Annotated in this window: 7 protein-coding genes and 1 pseudogene; 5 read left to right on the forward strand and 3 right to left on the reverse strand. The window is 72.6% G+C overall.

The features are described from left to right. The 3 genes and pseudogenes from H0488_RS25315 to H0488_RS24410 form a co-directional block, all read left to right on the forward strand. A partial coding sequence (locus H0488_RS25315) for an FAD-linked oxidase C-terminal domain-containing protein (protein WP_183101247.1) occupies positions 1 to 78 on the forward strand: 78 nt, incomplete at its 5' end. After that, positions 75 to 350, forward strand: a pseudogene (locus tag H0488_RS25320) (diacylglycerol kinase family protein); the annotation flags it as partial. The gene H0488_RS25315 and the pseudogene H0488_RS25320, both read left to right, overlap by 4 nt. Positions 351 to 465: 115 nt before the next feature. Beyond that, positions 466 to 1,092, forward strand: a complete 627-nt coding sequence (locus tag H0488_RS24410; protein ID WP_281369725.1) for a hypothetical protein — start codon at positions 466 to 468, stop codon at positions 1,090 to 1,092. Positions 1,093 to 1,115: 23 nt separating this feature from the next. Here the strand turns inward: H0488_RS24410 and H0488_RS21445 are convergent, their stop codons facing one another. After that, on the reverse strand, positions 1,116 to 1,811 hold the full coding sequence (locus tag H0488_RS21445; RefSeq protein WP_183101243.1) for a pirin family protein: 696 nt from the start codon (positions 1,809 to 1,811) through the stop codon (positions 1,116 to 1,118). A gap of 16 nt (positions 1,812 to 1,827) precedes the next feature. Here H0488_RS21445 and H0488_RS21450 point away from each other — a divergent pair, with 16 nt between their 5' ends. Continuing rightward, the gene (locus H0488_RS21450; protein ID WP_312856476.1) at positions 1,828 to 3,180 is read left to right on the forward strand and encodes a GH1 family beta-glucosidase; all 1,353 of its coding nucleotides are present in this window, start codon (positions 1,828 to 1,830) and stop codon (positions 3,178 to 3,180) included. Positions 3,181 to 3,386: 206 nt separating this feature from the next. Here the strand turns inward: H0488_RS21450 and H0488_RS21455 are convergent, their stop codons facing one another. Both H0488_RS21455 and H0488_RS21460 read right to left on the reverse strand, forming a co-directional pair. Beyond that, positions 3,387 to 4,532, reverse strand: a complete 1,146-nt coding sequence (locus H0488_RS21455) for a MalY/PatB family protein (protein ID WP_183101244.1) — start codon at positions 4,530 to 4,532, stop codon at positions 3,387 to 3,389. 21 nt (positions 4,533 to 4,553) lie between these two features. After that, positions 4,554 to 5,117 carry a TetR/AcrR family transcriptional regulator gene (locus tag H0488_RS21460; protein WP_183101245.1) on the reverse strand — a complete coding sequence of 188 codons (564 nt, stop codon included), beginning with the start codon at positions 5,115 to 5,117 and terminating at the stop codon, positions 4,554 to 4,556. 49 nt (positions 5,118 to 5,166) lie between these two features. On the opposite strand from H0488_RS21460, the gene H0488_RS21465 reads away from it, so the two are divergent. Continuing rightward, positions 5,167 to 6,027, forward strand: a complete 861-nt coding sequence (locus H0488_RS21465; RefSeq protein WP_183101246.1) for an alpha/beta hydrolase family protein — start codon at positions 5,167 to 5,169, stop codon at positions 6,025 to 6,027. Positions 6,028 to 6,044: the final 17 nt, after the last annotated feature.

Consider the following 6,044-nt stretch of genomic DNA (forward strand, 5'->3'; position numbering starts at 1 on the left):
GGCGTCGACGTGCCCCGTGCCGTGAAGCGGGAGCTGGACCCGGCCGGGATCCTCAACCCGGGGGTGCTGATCCCGTGACCGCGAGCGAAGCGCGAGGCCGTTCGGGCCGCGAGCCGAGCGCCGACGGCGACGTTACGGGCGAGCTGCGAGGTCGCCGGCAGCGCCGCAGCTTCACCTTCCTCGTCAACCCGAACTCGGGGGGCGGCGCGGCGCCCAAGGTCGTCGTACCGCTCGCGCGTCGGCTCCGGGAGGCCGGCGCCGAGGTCGAGGTCAGCTACACCTCCTCGCCCGCCGTCGTACCGGACCTGGTGAAGGCGGCCGTCGCCGACGGCCGGGTCGTCGTGTCGGTCGGTGGCGACGGGATGCTGTCGTCGGTCGCCGGTGCCGTCGTCGACGCCGGCGGCGAGCTCGCCGTCATCCCCGCCGGNCGTCATCCCCGCCGGGCGCGGCAACGACTTCGCGCGGATGCTGGAGGTCCCGACCACGGAGGAGGCGCAGGTCGAGCTGCTGCTCGGCGGTACGCCGACCCCGGTCGACCTGCTGTCGGTCTCCCGTGTGGGAAGCGTCGGCGTCATGGTCGCCGGATCGGTGTACGCCGGAGTCGACGCGCGCGTCGCCCAGATCGTCGACCGATCGCACTGGCTGCCGAAGTCACTCCAGTACCCGGTCGCCTCCGTCCGCGGTCTCGCGACCTACCGTCCCCTCGATCTCACGCTCGAGATCGACGGTCGCTCCTCGACCCACCGAGCCGCCAACGTCGTCATCGCGAACTCGCGCTTCTACGGCAAGGGGATGGCGATCGCGCCCGACGCCTCCGTCGACGACGGCGAGCTCGACGTCGTCGTCATCGAGGCCGCCGGGCGCCTGGACCTGATCCGCTCGCTGCCCAAGGTGTACGACGGTGCACACGTCACGCTCCCGGAGGTGACCGTGCTGCGGGGCACCCGGGTGACCCTGTCCGGCCAGTACGACCGCACGGGCGCCCCGGTGCCGGTCGGCGCCGACGGCGAGTCGCTGGGCGACCTGCCCGGCGCCGGCGAGGAGCCGCTGGCGGTCGAGATCCGGCCCGGCGCGATCAAGATCCTGAGGTGAGCTGACCGCCCGGCTGGACCACCTCAGCGGGCGAACGACCAGACCAGGACCTCGGTCGGCACCCCCGCGGTGACCTCGTGCGCCGGCTCGTCGACGAAGCAGAAGGCGTCGCCGGCCTGGAGCGGCTCGGCGAGCGAGCTGCGCAGCAGCGCGCCGGAGGCGACGTAGGCGTGGACCCGGCCGGCGTCGGGCAACGTGAGCGTCTCGCCGCCGGCCAGCCGGGCGACGGCGTACGACGCACCGGCGACGCCGACCTCCAGCGGTGCTCCGGCGCCGGCGACCGGCACCAGACCGGCGCCCGGGACCGCAGCGGCCGACGAGCCTCGCGCGTACGACGGCGCGGCACCGGGAGCGTCCGGCTTCAGCCACACCTGGACGAACCGCGCCGGGCCGGCGTCCGAGGCGACCTCGCTGTGCCGCACGCCGGCACCCGCCGACAGGACCGCCAGGTCGCCGGCGGCGAGCACGCCCGCGGTGCCGAGGGAGTCGGCGTGCCGCAGCGACCCGGAGAGCACGAACGTGACGATCTCGAGCTCGGAGTGAGGATGCTCCTCGAAGCCGCGGCCGGACCCCAGCAGGTGGTCGTCGTGGCACACCATCGGACCGAACGACAGCCACGCCGGGTCGTAGTGCGCCCCGAACGAGAACCCGTGCTGCGTACGACGCCCCTGCTCCCGCTCGACGAACCGGCTCGAACTCCTGCGGATCTCCACGCTCACACTGCAGGATTGTGCCGTGACGGTGCCGGAGCAGCTTCCCAGGCTGCCCGCCGACTTCCGTTTCGGCACCAGCACGGCGGCGTACCAGATCGAGGGAGCGGTGGCCGAGGACGGCCGTGGGCCCAGCGTGTGGGACACCTTCTGTGCCGAGCCGGGGCGGATCGCCGACGGCAGCAGCGGCGCGGTGGCGTGCGACCACTACCACCGGGTCGACGAGGACGTCGCGCTGCTGAAGGACCTCGGGGCCGGTGGCTACCGGTTCTCGATCGCCTGGCCGCGCATCCAGCCGACGGGGAGCGGGCCGGTCAACGCCTCGGGCCTCGACTTCTACGACCGGCTCGTCGACAAGCTGCTCGCCGTCGGGGTGCAGCCGATGGTGACGCTCTACCACTGGGACCTGCCCCAGGCGCTCGAGGACGACGGCGGCTGGTGCAACCGGGCCACCGTGGAGCGCTTCGCCGACTACGCGGCGATCGTCGGCGAGCGGCTCGCGGACCGGGTCGAGCACTGGGTCCCGATCAACGAGCCGGCGGTCGTGACCACGCTCGGCTATGCGGTCGGGATGCACGCGCCCGGCAAGGAGCTGATGTTCGAGTCGATGCCGGTGGCCCACCACCTGCTGCTGGCGCACGGGCGCGCCGCGATCGCGCTGCGCGCAGCCGGCGCCTCGAGCGTCGGCTGCGCCAACAACCACGCCCCCGTGTGGCCGGCGTCCGACGACGACGCCGACGTCGGGGCGTCCAAGCTGTTCGACGCCCTGTGGAACGGCATGTACATCGAGCCGATGCTGCTCGGTCGCTACCCCGTCGACCTGGCGCCGCTGCTCGACGACGTCGTCCAACCCGGCGACATGGCGACCATCCGGCAGCCGCTCGACTTCTACGGCGTCAACTACTACACCCCGTTCCGGATCGGCGCGGCCGGCGAGGACGCGCCGATGCCGTTCGAGTTCCGCGAGGTGATGGGCTACCCGACGACCGACCTCAACTGGTCGGTGGTGCCCGACGCGCTGCGGGAGTGGCTCATCATCTTCCGCGCCCGGCTCCGCGCCGCCGTACCCCCGATCTACGTCACGGAGTCCGGCTGCGCCTACAACATGGGGCCCGACGAGAACGGCGTCGTCGACGACCAGCTGCGGATCGACTACCACGCGGCCTACCTGACCGCGTGCGCCGAAGCGGTGCGGCTGGGCGTCGACGTGCGCGGCTACTACGCGTGGTCGCTCCTGGACAACTTCGAGTGGGCCGAGGGCTACACGCCGCGGTTCGGCCTGGTGCACGTCGACTACGCGACCCAGAAGCGCACCAAGAAGCGGTCGTTCCAGTGGTACGCCGACCTGGTCACCGCCACTCGCGCGGGCAACGACTGACCCGTCGGTCGAGGAGGGTGCCTCAGCGACCTGCTCCCGTTGGTCGAGGAGGTTGCGTCAGCGGCCTGCTCCCGTTGGTCGAGGAGGTTGCGTCAGCGACCTGCTCCCGTTGGTCGAGGAGGTTGCGTCAGCGACCTGCTCCCGTTGGTCGAGGAGGTTGCCTCAGCGACCTGCTCCCGTTGGTCGAGGAGGTTGCGCAGCAACCGTCACGAGACCAGCGCCTTCCCCATCCGGCGCACGATCTCGGCGAGCCGGTCGGGGCTGGTGGCGATGTTGAGCCGCACGTGGCCGGGGAGGCCGGGGTGGTAGTCGTGGCCGGGCGAGAGCCGCACCCGGCCGGCCTCGAGCGCGACCGCCGCCGGGTCGTCGTGGCCGTAGGCGCGCAGGTCGATCCACGCGAGGTACGTCGCCTCGAGCGGCCGCATCCGGGCTTCGGGGAGGTGCTCGGCGAGCAGGTCGACCAGGAGGTCGCGCTGGGAGGACAGCCGGGCCCGCAGGGCGTCGAGCCAGTCGTCGCACTCGGTGTAGGCGGCGACGCTCGCCACCACGCCCAGCGGTGACCAGGAGTCGTTGCGCGCCATCGGCACGTCGCGGAGAAGCGCGCAGGTCGCGGGGTCGGGCGCGATGATCTGCGCGCACTTGAGGCCCTGGCTGTTGAACGCCTTCGAGGCCGCGACCACCGCCACCGCGTGGTCGGCGGTGCCGTCGAGGGACAGGTAGGGGACGTGCGGCGGGGAGCCCGCGAGGACCAGCGGGGCGTGGATCTCGTCGGAGACGACGCGCGCCCCGTGACGGCGTACGACGTCGCGGATGCCCTCGAGCTCGGACCGGGTGAACACCCGCCCCCACGGGTTGTGCGGCTGGGTGAGCAGCAGGGTGCGGGCGCCGTCGGCGAAGAGCCGGTCGAGGGCGTCGAGGTCGATCTCGGCCCGCTCGGAGTCGGGGTCGACGACCAGGTCGACCCGCTGCCGCCCGGTGATCTCGGCGATGGAGAGCTGCGGCGGGTAGCCGGGGATCGGCATCACGACCGCCCCCGGCTCGGAGAGCACGTCGAGGGCGAGCCGGACGCCGGCGGTCACGTCGGCCGTGGGGATGACCGCGGCCGGGTCGAGCTCGTGGCCGAACTGCCGGCGCGCGAACCCGGCGTACGCCTCGCCGAGCGGTCCGCCCTCGTCGAAGTTCGGGTAGCCGGTCAGGCCTCGGGCGACGGCTTCGGCGAGCGCCGCGGCGATCGGTGGTGCCCACGCGTAGTCGCTCTCGGCGACCCAGGCCGGCAGCACGTCGTCATCGATCAGGCCCCACTTGCAGGGCAGGGCGTAGCGGAGCTCCTCGTCGGTGCGGTCCACGATCACGGGACCAGCCTAGGAGCAGGGTCAGCGATCGCCGAGCGCGTCGTCGACGAGGTGGTGGATCTCGGTCATCGTGTCGCGCAGGGGCGCGATCGACTGCTCGGCCTGGCAGAGCGCGACCGCGCCCTCGATGGCGGCGACCACGAACATCGCCAACCGCGGTGCGCGCCCGGGGTCGATGCCCGCGTCGGAGAGGACGTCAGCGAGCGAGGCCTGCCACGACTCGAGCACCTCGGTGGCGATGTCGCGCAGCCCGGGGTCGTCGCCGGTCGCGACCGAGAAGACGGGACAGCCCGAGCTGAAGCCGGTGTCCTCGAGCACGGCGCGCCACTCGTCGCCGAACGCGTCGAGCGCGGCGACCGGGCCGCGCTCGCGGCCGACCTCGATCCGCCGGGTGACGGCGCCGCCGATGGTGCGGATCGCCTCCTCGATCAGCTGCTGCCGCCCGCCGGGGAAGTGGTGGTACGTCGACCCGATCGGGACGCCCGCCTCCTTCGCCAGGTCGCGCAGGCTCATCGCGCCGACGCCGCGGGTGCCGATCATCCGGGCGGCGCCGTAGATCATCCGGGTTCGGGTGTCGCGTGCCACAGGTCCATCCTATTGCGTCGGTTATGACGGTCGTCATAAACTCGCCGCCATGAACTATGACACTCGTCATAACACGAGGCAAGCGGTCACCGCCGACGACGGACGCGCGCTGCCGATCACGACGTTCGAGCCGACCAGCGACGCGGGCGCGCCGCGGGGAGTCGTGCTCGTCGTACCCGCCATGGCGACGCCGTCGTCCTTCTACGCACCCTTCGCCACCCGGCTCGCCGGGCGCGGCTGGCGGGCGGTCACCTTCGACTACCGCGGCATGGGCAGCCGGGCCGAGATGAAGTCGGAGACCGCCGACGTCGACCGCTGGTTCGCCGACGTACGCGCGATCCTCGACGCTGTGGCCGACGACGCCGACGGCCTCCCGGTCACCTGGGTGGGTCACAGCCTCGGCGGGCAGATGGTCCCCTTCGTCGACCACACCCGGCTGTCGTCGGTGATCACCGTGACCGCGGGCGACGGCTACTGGCGGCGGAACCAACCCGGCGTCCGCTGGATCGCACCGATCCTGTGGACCGCGATCGCGCCCGCCGCCATCCGCCTCGCCGGCTACTACCCGGGCAGCCGGATCAACGTGCTCGGCGACCTGCCCGGCGGCGCGATGCGGCAGTGGGCGCGCTGGTGCCTGCACCCGGAGTACCTGCAGCGCGACCACCCGGAGGCGCCCGCGCTCTTCGCGGAGGTGAAGGCGCCGATGATGTCGCTGTCGTTCACCGACGACGAGCTGATGAGCGCAGCGAGCATCCAGCACCTCCACGACTGGTACTCCTCGGCCGACATCGTCCGCCAGCGGTTCAGCCCCGACCAGCTCGACGGTCGCCGGCTCGGCCACCACGGCTTCTTCCGGCAGGCGAACGCCGACCTCTGGGACGAGCTGGTCGAGCCCTGGCTGGCCGGCTGACACCCGTCGTACCCGAA

Origin of the sequence: Nocardioides pelophilus (assembly GCF_014180685.1) — a bacterium.
Lineage (GTDB): Bacteria > Actinomycetota > Actinomycetes > Propionibacteriales > Nocardioidaceae > Nocardioides > Nocardioides pelophilus.

Bases quoted from the DNA above. Each gene is read 5' to 3' on its own strand.
- H0488_RS24410 (WP_281369725.1), top strand. From the start codon at position 466: ATGCTGGAGGTCCCGACCACGGAGGAGGCGCAGGTCGAGCTGCTGCTC.
- H0488_RS21465 (WP_183101246.1), top strand. From the start codon at position 5,167: ATGAACTATGACACTCGTCATAACACGAGGCAAGCGGTCACCGCCGAC.